The following is a 16493-nucleotide window of genomic DNA, read 5'->3' as shown; positions in this document are numbered from 1 at the left end:
AAGCCGCCGGATCAGCTACACTTACTATCGCATCTTGATTAAATCCCCGTGTCCACTTTCCGGGGTTCGGGCCCGTAAAGCCTGATCCTAGCTCCTGACATTGCTTATGCGCGAGAGCGCATCAAAAGCTTAGGGAATACAAGAGTGATCATATCGCGCCTATTCCGAAGAGGATTATTAAAAGGCGCTTCTTTAACGCCCAAAATTCTGTACGGCAAAAAGCTCACCATTCGCGCCAACGGCAATGCCCGTGCCAACCGTTTTCGCTTCTGGGTCCAGCAAAATCTTCCTGTGGCTGGGAGAATTCAGCCACATATTCACCAGCTTCGCATCTGCGAAGTCGTCCCATGCTTGAAGGACGTTTTCGCCACCGGCAGGAATACTATCCGGATAGGTTTCCCAGTGATTTGGCCGATGCTGCAAATCCCCTGTTCCCACCAAATGGTCGGCCCAGTCTTGAGCGATATTGTTTAACGCAGGGTTTTCTGTCACGGGATTTAAACCATGATCCGCCCTTGCTGCATTGACTTCGTTAACAATAGAGTGTGCACGGGCCCCATCGGGCTTCATGTGGCTAACTACTTCAGCAGCGTTACCGATAGGTCCTTGTGCCTTAGCTGGAGGGGTAGTTGCGGCTACCCCACCTCCCACTAATGCGGCACCCGCGATAGTCGGGGCTACAAACTTTTTAACAGAATCTGGAAGCATTTCATTGGACACACTTACCACTCCCTCGGATAAACTTGACTAAATTGCTCTACACAATTTCTTTTTCTTCACCTCCAACCCTAACGAAAAAGAAAAATATTGTCAGTGTATAGACAATATTTAAACTGAATTTCCGATATACTTAAATTATATTTAATGGTGCCAAGATTTTAATCTGCGGTGTGCGCCTTTCCTTCGGGATCTCGGATAGATTCCCATCCGGAAAGGCTGCTTTTCCGAGCGAGCTATTAACCACCACCAATAAAAATAACCGGCTGATCACAATCAGCCGGTTACCAGTCATGTCTCAAACAACAGACCTACCCACGCTGGGCGAACCCGAATAACTTCGCCCGGAGGGTCCACAGATTAATTAGAGCTTCCTCTCTACAAACACGATACCCTCGCCTAAGCATCGCGCTTGTGCAGCACCAACACGCCAAGGGCCCACAGCGCTGCGGCCCAGATGAAGAATACGATGCCGCTGCCTGCGGATTCCGTCCACAGTGCGTTATCCACTGGGACATTGAATAGCCAGTTCTGGAAAGCGGTAAAGGGCATAAAGCTACCGATCTTATCGCCTACCACGGGCATCATGCTGACGATTTGATCCACGCCCAAGTACAAAATAAGGCCCAGCGCCACAGAGCCCGCGGTCTGGCGAATGAGCATGCCGATGCCTTGGGCAAAGGCCACCACGAGGACCGCGGCCAGTGGGTACTTCCACAGCTGCTCGCGGCCGACTTCATCGTTCCAGGGGTCAAAGGTGGCGGAAATGGAGCTATCAGCAAGCAGATCCGTAAGCAGGTACGCGCCCACCACACCGATGAAGGTCAGTACGGCCGCGATGACAGCGTATAAGACCAGCTTGGCCACGGCCACGCTCCAGCGCCGTGGGGAGGCCATGAAGGTAATGGCTTGGGTGCCAAAGCGGTATTCCGTGGTCACCAGCATGATGGCCTGAATCATCAGCACCGGCAGGCCCAGGGTTACCAGGAATACGACGGTGAACTCGGCCCCAATAGGCTGAAAGCCCATATCAACGGCTTCCGGATCGAGCGGCTCAGTAAACGCTGCGGTGACACCAGCCCAACCCCACGAAAACAGAAGGAATAGCGCGGTGGTCCACCAGAAGGAGCGGGTGGTGCGCAGCTTAATCCACTCGGATTTCAAGATATTCAACATGGCGGATTAAACCTCCTGCTCGTTGGGGCGGGCGAACCCACCGGATTGGCCTGGCTGGCCGGATTGGCCGACCTGGCCCGCCTGACCTGCCTGCGCGCCCGAGGTACCAGGCGTGCCGGCGTGATACTGCACGGCATCGCCGGTGAGATCCATGAAGGCATCCTCCAGCGATGCGCTTTTCAGGGTGAGCTCATGCAGCGGCACCCCGGTGGAATAGGCCAGCTCGCCCACAAACTCGGTGGTCTGGTTGATGACCTCGAGCCGCGGGCGGCCCTCCTCATCCTTAGATTCGGTAAAGGACACGCCCTCCTTCCTTAGGGCCTCACCGAATTCCGGGAGGTGGTTAGAGCGCACATACACCAAGGACTGCGAGTGGCCGCGGACAAACTCGTGGGTGGGCTTATCCGCAACCATCTTCCCCTTGCCAATGACCACGAGGTGGTCTGCGGTCTGGGCCATCTCGGACAAGAGGTGGGAAGAAATCAAAATGGTGCGGCCTTCTGCAGCCAGCGCGCGCACGAGCTGACGCACCCAGCGGATGCCCTCTGGATCCAGGCCATTGACCGGCTCATCCAGGATGAGGATTCCGGGATCACCCAATAGAGCACCAGCAAGGCCCAAGCGCTGGCCCATGCCGAGGGAAAAGCCGCCGGCTTTCTTACCGGCGACATCGGAAAGCCCCACCAGCCCCAGTACCTCATCCACGCGGGAGGCGGGAATGCCATTGGACGCCGCCATCCACTTCAGGTGATTCGCGGCCGTGCGGTTGGGGTGTACCGCCTTTGCATCCAAAAGCGCGCCCACCTCGCGCAGCGGGTGCTCCAGGTCGCGGTAGGGTTTGCCGTTAACGCGAATCTGGCCCGCCGTGGGCTCGTCCAAGCCCACAATCATCCGCATGGTGGTGGATTTGCCGGCACCATTGGGCCCCAAGAAGCCGGTGACCACACCGGGCTTTACCTGAAAGGTGAGATCCTCAACGGCGCGGACAGACCCGTAATCCTTAGTCAGTCCCTGTACTTCAATCATGAGCACTACAGTGCCATAATTTTGGATACTTTACCGGTACAGTTTTTCCACTCGCTGCCGCAGGGCGGGAAAGGCATGGCGAAATGGCGCGATAAGCGGCAGGTTTTCCACCTCATCCAGGCCCACCCAGCGCAGCTCGTGCGATTCCTCGTTGGCGGTGGTGGGCAGGCGCAGGCCGCTGCGGGTGCGCGCTAACACGGTGGTATAGGTCCACTCCCCCGGCAAATCCCCCGCCGGAGGATAGGGCCCGGCCGTTACTTGGGTGTCGAGCACCTCGACATCGGCAGGCGCGATGGCGCATTCCTCGTGCGTTTCCCGCAGCGCGGCCTGAGTGGGGCTTTCTTGTAGGTCCCGCGCGCCGCCGGGAATCCCCCAGGTATTGCCGTTATTGGTCCACGCGGCGCGGTGTTGCAGCAGCACCTCGCGCCCGGCGACGAGGAAGAGGCCGGCGGCACCGAATTTTCCCCATACGCGAATGCCACTGGGGCCCGCCGCCCAGCCGTCTCCACTGTGAGGGTTATGCATATTTCCTATCCTAGCCACACACGCGGGTAAATGGTGGCGCCCAGCACACTGCGGGCGTTATTCTAAGTAAATGACTGAGCAGGCAGTGCGGGTAGAGTCAGAGCGCGATGAGGACGCTCACCCCAGCGATCACTGGCTGGATGAGGTTACCGCGCCCTCTCGCCCGGCCCTAAGCGGGCTGACCCACCGGGCCATGGAATGGTTTGCGGGCCCGGCGCGCCTGCTGCGGCGATTTTATTACTTCGCTTCCACCACCCCGGGCAAGCTTTTTACCGTCACCCTGATCCTCACGGTGGCATTAGGAGCCGCCGGCTTATCGATGTCCCAGTCTTCCGCCGCCCGCCACTCCGACCTCGACGAGCTGCTTAATACCACCGAGCCGATGTCCAATGCGGCCCACCACCTCTATAGCTCGCTATCGGTGGCCGATACCATCGCCACCACCGGGTTCGTGCAGGCCGGCGTGGAATCAGAGGGCAATCGCGAGCGCTATAACGATGCCATCGATGCCGCCTCCATCGCCGCGACCGAATCCGTGCTGGGCACCACGCCTGACGATGCCCGCGTGCGCGATCTCGTCACCTTCATCCAGCGCGAGCTGCCCATTTATACCGCGATGATTGAAAAGGCGCGCTCGAACCACCGCGCCGGCAATGCCGTGGCTAACTCCTATATGTCCAATGCCTCCTCGCTCATGCGCGAGCACATCCTGCCGGCGGCCTCCGAGCTCTTCCAGCTGACCACCGCAAAGGTCAACCAGCAACAGCAAAAGCTCACCTCGCCTCAGTGGGTGCCGCTCTCTGGCCTTTTGGCCGCGGTCTTCTTCCTCATCGTCGCGCAATGGTGGCTGTGGCGCCAGACGCGCCGCCGGTTTAACCGCGGCTTTTTAACCGCAACGGTGCTGCTCTTCTTGGCCATTTTTTGGGTGGCCCTGTCTAACTTGGCCACCTGGTCCACCGGCCATCAGGGCTTTGAAACCGCCTCGCGCCCGTGGGATTCGCTAACGGCCTCGCGCATTGAGGCGCAGCAGGCGCGCACCTCAGAAACCCTCGCGCTGGTGCTGCGCTCGTCTGAGGAAGATACGCTCGAGCGCTTTTCCGGCTCGGTAGATTCCATTGAAAAGGCGCTGGGGGACTATGAAAGCGCGCTGCATGATGATGACGTCGAGGTCAACGATCCCGAGCTCATCCACAGCGCCCGCGCCGCCACCGAAAAGTGGCAAGACTCGCACGAAAAGCTCATGGAGGCGCTGAGCGAGGGCGACTACGATGAGGCGGTCTACCAGGCCACCATCACCGATCCCGAGAATGGCGAGACCACCGCCGCGCAGTCCTTCAACGAGCTCGATAGCGAGCTTTCGGAGCTCATTGGCCAGGCGCGCATCGCCATGCGCACCTACCTAGAGCGCGGGCTGACCGCCATGACCGCGGTCTCCTCCGCCGTCTTCCTGCTCACCCTGTGCGCCATCTTCGCGGTGTGGCTGGGCATTCGTCCCCGACTGCAGGAGTACCTCTAATGCGCTACCGAGCACGGCTTACCGCACCGCTGACCGCCATCGTTGCCACCTGCAGTGTCCTCGCGCTGGCCGGCTGCGATATTCGCTCCGCCCCGCCGCTGGAATCGCCCGAACAGCAGGCGCTCGATGCCAGCCCCGGCCCGCCGCTGCCGGAGGGCTCCACCATAGAAGAAGCCGGTAGCACCGCGCCCAAGAAGGAAGACGATACCGAACTCAGAGGCACCTACCGGCCGGATGGCAAAACGGCGAAGGAGCGGGTGCCGGACATCGTCAAGCGCGGGCGCCTTATCGTGGGCGTGGACCGCTCCAATAACCTGCTGAGCTACCGCGATGCCGCCTCCGGCGATGTCCGCGGCTTCGAGGTCGATATCGCTCACGAGATTGCCCGCGATATCTTCGGCGATCCCAATAAGGTGGATTTCCGCTTCGTTGAATCCTCTGACCGCACCGCCGCGCTGGATAATGGCACCGTCGATATCATCGTGCGCACCATGACCATTAGCCCCGAACGCGAGAAGGAAGTGGCCTTTTCCATCCCCTATATGACCACGCAGACCCGCATGCTGGTGCTCACCAGCTCCGGGATGAATTCCATCGATGATGCGGAAGACAAAAGACTGTGCGGGGTGCGCGGATCCACCGCGCTGGATACCATCCGCGAGCGCGCCCCCAAGTCCGATATCCTCATCACTCGCTCCTGGGGCGATTGCCTCATGGCGCTGCAGCTCAACCAGGCCGATGGCGTGGTGGTTGATGATGCCCTGCTTTCCGGCATGGCCGCGCAGGATTCCTATACCTCCATCGTGGGCGAGCCCCTAAAGACCGAGAACTACGGCGTTGCCGCGCGCCGCCCTAGCAAGGATCATGACTCCCGCCCGCTGCTGCGCCAGGTCAATTCCACCTTGGAGCGCATCCGCCGCGACGGGACGTGGTCCGACATCTTTGACAGGTGGCTAGGTGCTTACCTGGACGAGCCCACCCTGCCGTCGGGTACATACATCGAGGAAGATAAGTCATGAAGCATAACCCGAATTTCAGCGAAGACGAGCTCGAATACCTAGAGCCCGAAAACCTCGATACCCAGCGCCAATTCCGAAAGCCTACCAAGGCTTCCTACCGCGACGCTGACCACGGCCAAGACCCTGACCAAGACCGCAACCTCGGCGCTGCCGACTCCCCTGACGCAGCCAACACAGGTGACGCCGCCGACCCCGCTGGTCCGGATACCGCCGCTGCTCGCCCCAACTCTGCAAACAGCAACGTCGGCGCCGATACGGCGGCCACCACTCATAACGCTGGCACTAGCAATAAAGGCGCTAGCGAAGCTGATGTTGATACCGCCGCGGCGCAGGTTTCCGGCACGGCTCCCGCGGCTGCCTTCCCGGATACGGAGGCCACGGGTAGGCGCACAGCGGGCGGCAGCACGGCTGGCCAAAACGCTGCTGGCCAGCGCACGACTGGCCCGGGCGCAGAGGGCCAGGGCACCGCGGCTCAGGGCGTACGAAATGGCAACGACGCCGATGAGAGCGACGATGCCAGCGAAACCGGCGGAGTGGGCACGGCGGCCGTGGCGTATGACCCGTTCGCCAGCGAGCCCATCGAGCACCGGGAGGATCCGGGAACCTCGGCGGTGGCCTTCGATCCCTTCGCCGATGACGATGAAGACGACGATGGATCCATCGACCCGGATCACCTCTCCAGCCTGCTCGCGGACCTAGAGAATATCCGCGCCCAGCGCGAGAGCGAACGCGATGAAAAAACGGCCCAGGAAAAATCCTCGGAGCGTTCGCGCCGGCAGGCGATCGATACCTTCCGCGAGCGCCGCGGCACGCAGCGCACCGAGCGGCCGGTTGCTGATGGCATGGTGCGCCTGCCGTTTATCACCCCGGCCAATCCCACCGCTGCCCTCATCGATCCCTCAGAGAAGATCAAGGGCAAGAAGGTCCCGCCGCCGCAGCTAGAACCGGGCGATATGGTCGCGGAGCAATACGAAATCCTCGGCGTCATCGCCCACGGCGGCATGGGCTGGATTTACCTGGCCAATGACCATTACGTCTCCGGGCGCGTGGTCGTGCTCAAGGGCATGCAGGCCCAAAAGTCAGCCGATGAGACGGCCGCTGCCGAAGCCGAGCGCGAGTTTCTGGCAGACATTACCCACCCGGGCATCGTCAAGATTTTTAACTTCATCGACGATGACCGCGTGCCGGGTGGATTCATCGTCATGGAGTACGTGGGCGGGCCATCGCTAAGAAGCAGGCGGAACAAGCAGCCCAACGAGCTGCTTCCCGTTGACATTGCCATTGGCTATATCCTGGAAATCCTGCCGGCGCTGGAGTACCTGCACTCGCGCGGCGTGGTCTATAACGACCTGAAGCCGGATAACATCATCGTCACTGAGGACCAGGTCAAGCTCATTGACTTGGGCGCGGTCTCCGGTATCGGGGCGTTCGGTTTTATCTATGGTACCCAGGGCTTTCAGGCCCCGGAGGTCGCCTCCAAGGGCCCGTCCATCGCCAGCGATATCTACACTATCGGCCGCACCCTGGCCGCGCTGTGCCTCAAGCTGCCCAGCGAGGACGGCGTCTTCCTCCCCGGCATCCCCAACCCGTCCAAGGAGCCGGATCTGCGCCGCTTCCTGTCCCTCTACCGCCTGCTGCTGCGCGCCACCCACCGCGATCCGCAGTGCCGGTTTAGCTCCATCAAGGAGCTGCGCACCCAGCTCTACGGCGTGCTGCGCGAGGTTCTGGCCATCCGCGACGGCCGCCAGTACCCCTCCCAGCACTCGCTCTTCTCGCCGCAACGTACCACCTTTGGCACCAAGCACCTGGTCTTTCGCACGGATCAGCTTATCGATGGCATCGATCGCACCATCCAAATCACCGCCCCCGAGGTGGTCTCCGCCTTGCCGACGCCCCTGGTAGACCGCGACGATGTCGGCGCCAGCCTGCTGCAAGGTACGTCCTATGCCGAGCCGCAGGAAGCCCTCGAGACCCTGCGCCAGGCCATGCGCACCCCGGAATACGAGCATTCCGCCGAGATTCCCCTCGGCGTGGTGCGCTCCATGATCGACCTGGGCTATACCGACGAGGCGCGCCAGTGGTTAGGCTCCATCGAGGGCCGCCTGGGCCAGGACTGGCGCTACCAGTGGTACGCCGGCATTACGGAGCTCTTGCACGATGATTACGTCGATGCCCAAGAGTACTTCGCCGCTGTCCTCGATTTATTGCCCGGCGAGGCCGCCCCCAAGCTCGCCATCGCGGCCATCAATGAGCTCATCCTGCAGCAGATTGATTACAGTGAAACATCGCTTATCGATGCCACCGTTGCCCGCGCCTGCTCCAACCTCTACTCCACCCTGGCGGATCTCCCCTCTTCCGCCTTCGAGGGCCAGCCAGAAATCTGGTCGCATGTCACCCAAGACCCGGGCGCGCTGCGGTTTAATTCCATGCGGCTATACGGCATCGTCTGGGCCACCAACCCCACGACCGTGTCCTCCGCCTTTGGGCTTGCCCGCCAATTGCGCGCGGAGGGCCAGGTGGAGTTGTCTGTAGCCACCTTGGATAAGGTCCCCAATGCCTCGCGTCACTTCCGTATGGCGCTTCTAACCACCGTGCTGCAGCTCATCGTGCACGATCTATCGGAATCGCGCATTCGCCGCGCTGCCCGACGCCTCGAAGAAGTCCCCACCAACGAGCCGCGCTTTCTCCAAATCAAGATCGCCGTCATCTCCGCGGGGCTGAACTTTTTGCGCAACGCCGATCTCGCGCGGGCGTCCTCGCCGAATGATCTCTTCGAGTACGCCTTTACCCAGCGCGGCCTGCGCACCGGCCTGGCCGAGACCCTGCGGGCCCTTGCCCGCCAGGCCCCGTTTAGCCGCCACCGCTACGCGCTGGTGGACTTGGCCAACCAGGTCCGGCCCATCACCACCTTCTAGGGCCTACTTAAAAAGGCCGGCCTCGCGCGCCTGGGCGGCGACCTCCGCAGACTTCTGCGCGATGGCCAGCTCCTCGTTGGTGGGAACCACCAAGACCTTGACGGGCGAATCATCGGTGGAGATGACCCGCGGCTCATCGGAGCGGACGAGGTTGCGCTCCTTATCAAAGTCGATGCCGTACATATCCAGGTTGTACAGCGCGTCCTGGCGCACCTCGGTGTCATTTTCGCCCACGCCGGCGGTGAAGGTAATCGCGTCCACGCGACCCAGGGCAATCATGTAGGAGCCGATGAAGCGGCGCAGCTGGTGGATGTAGATGTTATACGCCAGCCATGCGTCTTCATCGCCCTTATCAATGTGCTCGCGCAACGTACGGAAGTCATTGACGCCCGCGATGCCCTTGACACCGGATTGCTTGTTGAGCAGCTTATCGATGTCGTCGATGCTCATGCCCGCCTGGCGCACCAGGTGGAAGATGATACCTGGGTCGATATCACCGGTACGCGTACCCATGGCCAGGCCGGCCAGCGGGGTAAGGCCCATCGAGGTATCGATGGCACGGCCATTGCGGATGGCCGCCGCAGAGGCACCATTGCCCAGGTGCAGCGTGATCTGGTGGGTGTGCGCCGGATCGCGGTCCAAGATCTTCGGCACCTGCTGGGAGACGAATTCGTGGGAGGTGCCGTGGAAGCCGTAGCGGCGGATATCGTATTTGGAGGCGACCTCGCTATTGATGGCATAAAGCGCTGCGGCCGGCGGCAAGGTATTAAAGAACGCGGTATCGAAGACCGCGACGTGCGGAATATCCGGCAGGATCTTGCGCGCCACGCGGATGCCGTCCAAGTTGGCCGGGTTATGCAGCGGGGCCAGCGGGATGAGGTCCTCGATCATCGATTCAATTTGATCCTCGATGAGCTGCGGCTCCGAAAAGAGGCGGCCGCCGTGCACCACGCGGTGGCCCACAGCGATGATATCGACGTCCTTCGTGCCCACCTGATGATCATCCATCAGGTCAAAGGCGCGCTTTAGGCCAAAGGAGTGATCGGGAACTTCCAGTTCCTCGGTGAATTTTTCCCCGCCAACCTTGATGGTAATGGCGCCGCTCGGCTCACCAACTTGTTCCACCAGGCCAGAGACGAGTGGATCATCGGTGGCGTTAGCGGTTGGGTCCACCAGCTGAAACTTGATGGACGAGGATCCCGAGTTAAGGACCAGTACGTATGACATTTATTTCTCTCCAGCCTGGATAGCGGTGATGGCAACGGTATTGATGATGTCCGGAACGGTAGCGCCGCGGGATAGATCGTTGACCGGCTTGTTCAGGCCCTGCAGGATGGGGCCCACGGCCAAGGCGCCGCCGGTGCGCTGCGCGGTCTTATAGCCAATATTGCCGGCATCCAGATCGGGGAAGACGAAGACATTGGCCTTACCTGCAACATCAGAATCCGGCATCTTCTTTGCGGCAACGCCGGGATCGCAGGCTGCGTCGAACTGTAGCGGGCCATCCACCTTCACCGAGGAGTCCAGCTTCTTGGCTGCCTCTACGGCTTCGATGGCGCGCTCGACGTCCGGGCCGGTGCCGGAAGCGCCGGTGGAGTAGGACAGCATGGCCACGCGCGGGTCGATGCCGAACTGGGACGCGGTCTGCGCGGACACCACGGCGATTTCGCCCAGCTGTTCCGCCGTCGGATTCGGGTTCACGGCGCAGTCACCAAAGGCCCACAGGCGCCCGCGCATGACCATCAGGAAGATGGAGGAGACCACCGAAGCATTCGGCTTGGTCTTAATGATCTGGAAGGACGGCTTAATGGTGTGGGCGGTGGTGTGGGCAGCGCCGGAGACCATGCCATCGGCAAGCCCCTTGTGCACCATCATGGTGCCGAAGTAGGAGATGTCCTGCATGGTCTCGCGGGCCTGCTCCAGGGTCACGCCCTTCTTCTTGCGCAGTTCTGCGAAATCGGCAGCGAATTCCTCTGCAAGCGGCGATTCCAGGTGGTCAATGATATCGGCACCCGAGACATCCAGACCCAGCTCCTTGGCGCGGGCCTGGATATCGGATTCCTTGCCCAGGATGGTCAGCCGGGCAACCTCATCGCGCAGCAGGGCATCGGCGGCTTCAAGGATGCGGTCATCATCGCCCTCTGGCAAGACGATGTGGGATCCAGTCGTCTTGGCTTGGTCGATGAGCTGCTTTTGGAAGAGGTCTGCGGACATGACGGGCGCGGTCTCCTCTGCCGCGCTTAACGCACCTGGCACGGCCTCTAGGTCGGTGAAGACGCCTGCCACGGTGGCGCCGAGGGACTCTGCCTTGCGCTGTGCCAGCTCCGCGGCACGCTCTGGGGCGCCGGAGATAATGACCAGCGGCAGGCCCAGCGCGGCGGCGACCTCCGCATCGAAGGAGATCTCGCCGGTGCCTTGAACCAAGATGGCATCGGCAGTAGCGGTGGGCGCGTGGGCCAATACATCCGCCACCGTGGGGTCGAAATCTTCTAAGCGGAGCAGTTCAGCGCCAAGGCTATCCGCCAAGGCGGGAATATCGAGGCCATCGAAGCCGCGACCGATGGAGCTTAACACTGTGGACTGGGATGCAGACATGCGGATTACCTTTCCTTTGCCGTCACGGGAACACTTGGAACACGCGCCGTAACATTATGCCGTACATCACAGTTACTAGCACGTGGTGACGACTCCACTGTACGTGAATCACCCCCTCCCCCGCCCTTCCGCAACCTCCTAAACTGGGGGTAGATAACTCAGAGCAGTGTGGCATTTATCGCACTGCCACCGCGTAGAATGTGAGAAAAACCTAAAGAAAGGACACCCTAAACAGATGACTAGCCCCATGCGTGTCGCCGTGGTCGGCTCCGGACCGGCCGGCATTTACGCCTCTGACCTCCTCGTAAAGTCCGATGTGGACGTGCAGATCGATCTCTTTGAAAAGATGCCCGCGCCCTTTGGTTTGATTCGCTACGGCGTCGCCCCGGATCACCCGCGCATTAAGGGCATCGTGCAGTCGCTGCACAATGTGATGGAGAAGGAAGACATCCGCTTCCTGGGCAATATCGAAGTGGGCAAGGACATCACCGTCGAAGAGATGCGCGATTACTACGACGCCATCATCTTCGCCACCGGCGCCACCGCCGATAAGGAAATGGGCATCCCCGGCGAGGACCTCGAGGGCAACCACGGCGCCGGCGAATTCGTGGGCTTTTATGACGGCAACCCCAACTTCGAGCGCGACTGGGACCTGTCGGCGGAGTCCGTCGCCGTCGTGGGCGTGGGCAACGTTTCGCTCGACGTGTCCCGCATCTTGGCCAAGACCGCAGACGAGCTGCTGGTGACGGAGATCCCGGACAACGTCTACTCTTCCCTGAAGGAAAACCGCGCCAAGGAGGTCCACGTCTTTGGCCGCCGCGGCCCGGCGCAGGCCAAGTACACGCCGAAGGAGCTCAAGGAGCTCGATGAGTCCCCCACCATCGAGGTCATCGTGGACCCAGAGGACATCATCTACGACGAGGCATCGGAAGAAGCTCGCCGCGCCGCCAAGTCCACCGACTTGGTCTGCCAGACCCTAGAGTCCTACGCCATGCGCGAGCCTGGCGATGCCCCGCACAAGCTCTACATCCACTTCTTCGAGTCCCCAGTAGAGGTGCTTGGCGATGCCGGCCACGTCACCGCCATCAAAACCGAGCGCACCCAGCTCAATGGCGATGGCTCCGTAAGCGGCACCGGCAAGTTCACCGAGTGGCCCGTGCAATCGGTCTACCGCGCTGTGGGCTACCACCCGCAGTCCGTGGAGGGCATTCCTTTCAATGACGACACGGCCACCATGCCCAACGACGGCGGCCACGTTCTCACCGGCGTAGACGGCGAAAAGCTACCCGGCCTCTACACCACCGGCTGGATCAAGCGCGGCCCGGTGGGCTTGATTGGCAATACTAAATCCGATGCCAAGGACACCACCGGCATGCTGCTAGAGGATTACAAGGCAGGCGAGCTCGAGTCCGCCACCAAGCGCGATCCGCAGGATATCCTCGACCTGCTCAGCAGCCGCGATATAGCCGTCACTACCTGGGACGGCTGGCACCGCCTCAACTCCGCCGAGCAGGCCGCCGGAGAGCCGCACGGCCGCGAGCGCATCAAGATCGTCGAGTGGGACGAGATGGTCAAGCACGCCGGCCCGCAGCGCTAACCAGCGCTGCACTGCGGGCCTGACTAGGCACCGACTGGCACGGTCGGCAGTGCCCCGCAGCGCTAACCAGCGCTGCGCTAGTCGGTATCGTCCACGCCTGAGGTCAGCTTGGGGTCGAGTTCGACCCCACCCTCATATTCAATGACCTCGATATCTGGCACGTTGTCCGCCTGCGGGTCGATGCCGCGCGCACCGCCCTGCGCGAGCAGGCCAGGAGTCGAGGTCACGCTCACCTTATGCGCCGCCAACGCGGCGCGGTCGCGGGCCTCTTCCACCGTTTCCGCCGTCGTGGTCACAAGCCCCATGCGCCGGCCTTTATAGGCATCGGGCTTGCCAAAGAGCTTCACGTCCGTCTCGGCGTAGTGGAGGGCGGAGGCGATGCCGGTAAAGGCGACATCATCAAGCGGCTCCTGCGCGTGCAAAAACATGCCGGCCCCCGGGGTTATCAACGTGGCATCGATGGGATAGCCCAAAATGGCGCGGGCGTGCAGGTCAAACTGGGAAAAGCGCTGCGTATAAGTGGTAAGCATCGCCGTATCCGAAGGCCGCGGGGAGACCGAAGAAAAGTAAACATCATCGCCGGCGACGAAAAGCTCCACGCCGTACACGCCGCGCCCGCCCAGCTCATTGGAGATGCGCGCTGCAACCGAGCGCGCGTTCTCCAGCGCAATCTCGCTCATGCCGGTAGGCTGCCACTCCTCAACCAAATCGCCCTTTTCGTGGCGGTGGCCAATGGGCTCGCTAAACCACGTGGCCAGCTTGCCCGTGGCCGGATCGATGGACCGGATGGCCAGCAGCGTGACCTCAAGGTCAAAATCCACGAAGCGCTCCGCCACCACGCGCTGCGAATCCGAGGACACGCGGCGCACCGTCTCCCACGCCTCGCGCACGTCTTCTACATCCCGCGCCAGCATGTGGCCTTTGCCCGAGGTGGACACGTCCGGCTTCACGATGCACGGAAACCCCAGCTCCGTCGCCGCTTCCTCCAGCTCCTCCACCGAGGAGGCAAAGCGGTAGGCCGAGGTCGGCAGCCCAATATCTTCCGCCACCGCGCGCACCCGCTCGCGGTCCTGGGTGAGCGCGCAGGCGCGCGCCGTGGGCACGACGACGGCATCGGTGGACTGCTCAACCTGCTCCAGGGCCTCCACCGCGACGACTTCAACCTCTGGCACCACGTAGTGCGGCTGAATCTGCTGCACCAATTCTGATACCTGGGCGGAGTCAGTAATATCCGCGATATAGCTGTAGTGCGCCACTTGGTGCGCCGGCGCTCCCTGGTACTTATCCACCGCGTGCACCTCAAGGCCCAGGGACTGGAAGGAAATAGCCAGCTGCTTTCCCAACTCGCCCGCGCCGAGCAGCAATACCTTCGTGGCATTGCCCGTTAGCGGCGTGCCGATATGACCGGCGATTTTGCCTGGAATATCCATGACTTTGCTCCTTTGATTCCGCTCCGAGCAGCAGATACTTCCCCAAATTATTTCATAGATACCAGCTACGTCCTGGACGCACATGCGTGAAGTGCACAAACGCAAGCGCCCGGCCAAGGATTTTCATCCTCGAACCGGGCGCTCGTTGGGCTCTAAAGCGGACTGCTAGGACTGGGGTGCCTCTGGCGGAGCCGGGGCATCGACTGGCTCTGCCACGGTAATGATGTTGTCCTCATACCCCAGCGCACCGCCGACGAACTTGCCACCGCAGGTGATAAGGACTAGGCGGTTGGTACCGTCCGTGTCATTAACCACGTCCGGGAAATCCCCGCCCTTGGGCAGGCGGTACGGCTTTTCCGTCACACGGAAGGTGCGCTCCTCACCATCGATGACCACGGTGAATTCCTGGTTTTCCTGCAACCGAGTGAATTTCTCCGCGTAGCCGGTGCCTTGGCCTTGGTAGTTCACGTGGCCGGTGATCACGCTGGAACCGACATTGCCGGCATCGCCAGGCACGGCCGAGGCGGAGTACCAACCTAGGCGGGAGACATCATGTGGCGGCAACAGCACGCCCTGGTCCGTCACCTGCACCGGATCCACAGCGGCAAACTCACCGTCGATACCCACGGACATGCCTTCGAAGCCCTGGAACTCGCCCGGCGCCGGCTCGAATTCGTGCTCCTGCGCGCCGGAATCATCGACGTAGGCATCGCCCTTATCGTCCGGAGTGTCTACGACCGAGACGCTTTCCGATGCCCCCTCACTAGCCTCATCATCTTCCCCACCGGTGGTGAGGTAGAGAGCCAGCTGGATCAACATCAGAATTACGGCCACTACCAGCACGATAAAGCCGATCTTCTTACCCTGGCTTACGGGTTCCTCGCGGCCTGTCTCCTCAGACATTGCCCAATCTCCTCATTGTGGTCTTCTCGATGGTTCATCAGATGGGTTGCCCCCTCCAGCGTGTGCGGTGACACCCTGAAGGGGGACATGTTGTGCCCAGGCGCTATGGCCTGTTACCTGACCAGTACGCTCACACTACTGAATGTAGTCCTGCATACCTGGGTCAAGCTTGGTAGCACCGGACGGTACGGACTTGATCTGCGTACGTCCTGCGTCGGACGGTAACGGTTTACCAGTCTTTCCAGGCTCTTGGCCCATAACCTCGACAGGACGATCGTCCTTGTCAGTACCCTGGTCAACCTTATCCGGCGTATCTTGGCCCTTCACCTCGGTGGGGCGAGGCTCTTCGCTGGAGTTCTGGTCAACCTTATCCGGCGTATCCTGCCCCTTCACCTCGGTGCTTGGGTGCTCGCCGTGGCCCTCGGTGTCCTTCTCAGGACGATCCTTCGGCTTGTCGTGATCATGGTGGCCGTGGTCGTGATCGTGGTGACCGAAGATAATCTTGCCCAAGCCGATTCCCAAGCCAATGCCCGGAATCAGGATGGCCCACTTAGGAATCTTGCCCTTGGACGGCTTGCCTGGGACATCGGAGTCATCAGAGGTTACGGTCTGATCCTTATCATCAATGTCCTTGTGCTCAGCAACCTCATTCGGCTTCTCAGCATCCGGAGTGTCCTCACCCTCAGCGTCAACCTCAGTAGAAGTCAACTCCTCAAAGGCAACCGCAGCCTCAACCGGCTCCGTCACATCACTATCAACAGTGATCTTCACATCAACCTTGCCAGCAGACTCCTCCGGAGTAAAGGTCGTCTCACCCTTACCCAGAACAGTCCGACCATCAGCCTTGCTAATCAACTCAGCCTGCAGCGTGTATTCCTTACCAGGAACCAAGCCCTCATAGCTGACCTCATCAACAATCTCAGCACCAGCAACAACCTCATGCGAACCCTGAGCAAAATCAGCATTCGTCGAAATCTCCGGCTTCAGATCCTTCTTAGAGTCATCAGAGGTTACGGTCTGATCCTTATCATCAATGTCCTTGTGCTCAGCAACCTCATTCGGCTTCTCAGCATC

Annotated in this window: 13 protein-coding genes; 4 read left to right on the top strand and 9 right to left on the bottom strand. The window is 61.0% G+C overall.

The window, feature by feature from the left end:
• Positions 1-192: 192 nt before the first annotated feature.
• The 4 genes from ABRP93_RS10735 to ABRP93_RS10720 all read right to left on the bottom strand — a co-directional run bounded on the left by ABRP93_RS10735 (position 193) and on the right by ABRP93_RS10720 (position 3444).
• On the bottom strand, positions 193-720 hold the full coding sequence (locus ABRP93_RS10735) for a CAP domain-containing protein (protein ID WP_349887926.1): 528 nt from the start codon (positions 718-720) through the stop codon (positions 193-195).
• A gap of 396 nt (positions 721-1116) precedes the next feature.
• Positions 1117-1893, bottom strand: coding sequence for an ABC-2 transporter permease family protein (locus ABRP93_RS10730; protein WP_298693632.1), 777 nt, complete (start codon positions 1891-1893; stop codon positions 1117-1119).
• Between the two features lie 6 nt (positions 1894-1899).
• Positions 1900-2919 (bottom strand): ABC transporter ATP-binding protein, encoded by a 1020-nt coding sequence (locus tag ABRP93_RS10725; protein WP_349887925.1) that lies wholly within the window; start codon positions 2917-2919, stop codon positions 1900-1902.
• Between the two features lie 30 nt (positions 2920-2949).
• Positions 2950-3444: an NUDIX domain-containing protein gene (locus ABRP93_RS10720; RefSeq protein ID WP_023024031.1), complete on the bottom strand. Its 495-nt coding sequence runs from the start codon at positions 3442-3444 to the stop codon at positions 2950-2952.
• A 70-nt stretch (positions 3445-3514) separates the two neighbouring features.
• Here ABRP93_RS10720 and ABRP93_RS10715 point away from each other — a divergent pair, with 70 nt between their 5' ends.
• The 3 genes from ABRP93_RS10715 to ABRP93_RS10705 are packed head-to-tail and all read left to right on the top strand — an operon-like array spanning position 3515 to position 8894.
• Positions 3515-4960: a GlnX family signal transduction membrane protein gene (locus ABRP93_RS10715; RefSeq protein WP_239268523.1), complete on the top strand. Its 1446-nt coding sequence runs from the start codon at positions 3515-3517 to the stop codon at positions 4958-4960.
• Entirely contained in the window at positions 4960-5979 is a 1020-nt protein-coding gene (locus ABRP93_RS10710; RefSeq protein ID WP_239268526.1) for a glutamate ABC transporter substrate-binding protein, read from the top strand. Before ABRP93_RS10715 ends, ABRP93_RS10710 begins: the two co-directional genes overlap by 1 nt.
• The gene (locus tag ABRP93_RS10705) at positions 5976-8894 is read left to right on the top strand and encodes a serine/threonine protein kinase (protein ID WP_349887924.1); all 2919 of its coding nucleotides are present in this window, start codon (positions 5976-5978) and stop codon (positions 8892-8894) included. Before ABRP93_RS10710 ends, ABRP93_RS10705 begins: the two co-directional genes overlap by 4 nt.
• Positions 8895-8897: 3 nt before the next feature.
• Here ABRP93_RS10705 and ABRP93_RS10700 read toward each other — a convergent pair whose 3' ends face one another.
• Both ABRP93_RS10700 and pta read right to left on the bottom strand, forming a co-directional pair.
• On the bottom strand, positions 8898-10121 hold the full coding sequence (locus ABRP93_RS10700) for an acetate kinase (protein ID WP_349887923.1): 1224 nt from the start codon (positions 10119-10121) through the stop codon (positions 8898-8900).
• Positions 10122-11489, bottom strand: a complete 1368-nt coding sequence (gene pta / locus ABRP93_RS10695) for a phosphate acetyltransferase (protein WP_349887922.1) — start codon at positions 11487-11489, stop codon at positions 10122-10124. It lies immediately after the preceding gene.
• A gap of 235 nt (positions 11490-11724) precedes the next feature.
• Here pta and ABRP93_RS10690 point away from each other — a divergent pair, with 235 nt between their 5' ends.
• Positions 11725-13086, top strand: a complete 1362-nt coding sequence (locus ABRP93_RS10690; protein ID WP_349887921.1) for an FAD-dependent oxidoreductase — start codon at positions 11725-11727, stop codon at positions 13084-13086.
• 77 nt (positions 13087-13163) lie between these two features.
• Here the strand turns inward: ABRP93_RS10690 and purT are convergent, their stop codons facing one another.
• From purT to ABRP93_RS10675, 3 genes are all read right to left on the bottom strand, one after another.
• Positions 13164-14516 carry a formate-dependent phosphoribosylglycinamide formyltransferase gene (purT, locus tag ABRP93_RS10685; RefSeq protein WP_349887920.1) on the bottom strand — a complete coding sequence of 451 codons (1353 nt, stop codon included), beginning with the start codon at positions 14514-14516 and terminating at the stop codon, positions 13164-13166.
• Between the two features lie 165 nt (positions 14517-14681).
• Positions 14682-15419 (bottom strand): class F sortase, encoded by a 738-nt coding sequence (locus tag ABRP93_RS10680; protein WP_349887919.1) that lies wholly within the window; start codon positions 15417-15419, stop codon positions 14682-14684.
• Between the two features lie 135 nt (positions 15420-15554).
• Positions 15555-16493 (bottom strand): VaFE repeat-containing surface-anchored protein (locus ABRP93_RS10675; protein ID WP_349887918.1); only part of this gene is annotated, 939 nt, incomplete at its 5' end.

It is taken from the genome of Corynebacterium sp. KPL2850 (assembly GCF_040225855.1).
Taxonomy (GTDB): domain Bacteria; phylum Actinomycetota; class Actinomycetes; order Mycobacteriales; family Mycobacteriaceae; genus Corynebacterium.
This window is presented reverse-complemented; position numbering and strand designations above follow the sequence as displayed.

Excerpts from the sequence above, each read along its gene's own strand:
- ABRP93_RS10730 (WP_298693632.1), bottom strand. The coding sequence starts at position 1,893 with ATGTTGAATATCTTGAAATCCGAGTGGATTAAGCTGCGCACCACCCGC.
- ABRP93_RS10725 (WP_349887925.1), bottom strand. The coding sequence starts at position 2,919 with ATGATTGAAGTACAGGGACTGACTAAGGATTACGGGTCTGTCCGCGCC.
- ABRP93_RS10720 (WP_023024031.1), bottom strand. The coding sequence starts at position 3,444 with ATGCATAACCCTCACAGTGGAGACGGCTGGGCGGCGGGCCCCAGTGGC.
- ABRP93_RS10715 (WP_239268523.1), top strand. The coding sequence starts at position 3,515 with ATGACTGAGCAGGCAGTGCGGGTAGAGTCAGAGCGCGATGAGGACGCT.
- ABRP93_RS10710 (WP_239268526.1), top strand. The coding sequence starts at position 4,960 with ATGCGCTACCGAGCACGGCTTACCGCACCGCTGACCGCCATCGTTGCC.
- ABRP93_RS10705 (WP_349887924.1), top strand. The coding sequence starts at position 5,976 with ATGAAGCATAACCCGAATTTCAGCGAAGACGAGCTCGAATACCTAGAG.
- ABRP93_RS10700 (WP_349887923.1), bottom strand. The coding sequence starts at position 10,121 with ATGTCATACGTACTGGTCCTTAACTCGGGATCCTCGTCCATCAAGTTT.
- pta (WP_349887922.1), bottom strand. The coding sequence starts at position 11,489 with ATGTCTGCATCCCAGTCCACAGTGTTAAGCTCCATCGGTCGCGGCTTC.
- ABRP93_RS10690 (WP_349887921.1), top strand. The coding sequence starts at position 11,725 with ATGACTAGCCCCATGCGTGTCGCCGTGGTCGGCTCCGGACCGGCCGGC.
- purT (WP_349887920.1), bottom strand. The coding sequence starts at position 14,516 with ATGGATATTCCAGGCAAAATCGCCGGTCATATCGGCACGCCGCTAACG.
- ABRP93_RS10680 (WP_349887919.1), bottom strand. The coding sequence starts at position 15,419 with ATGTCTGAGGAGACAGGCCGCGAGGAACCCGTAAGCCAGGGTAAGAAG.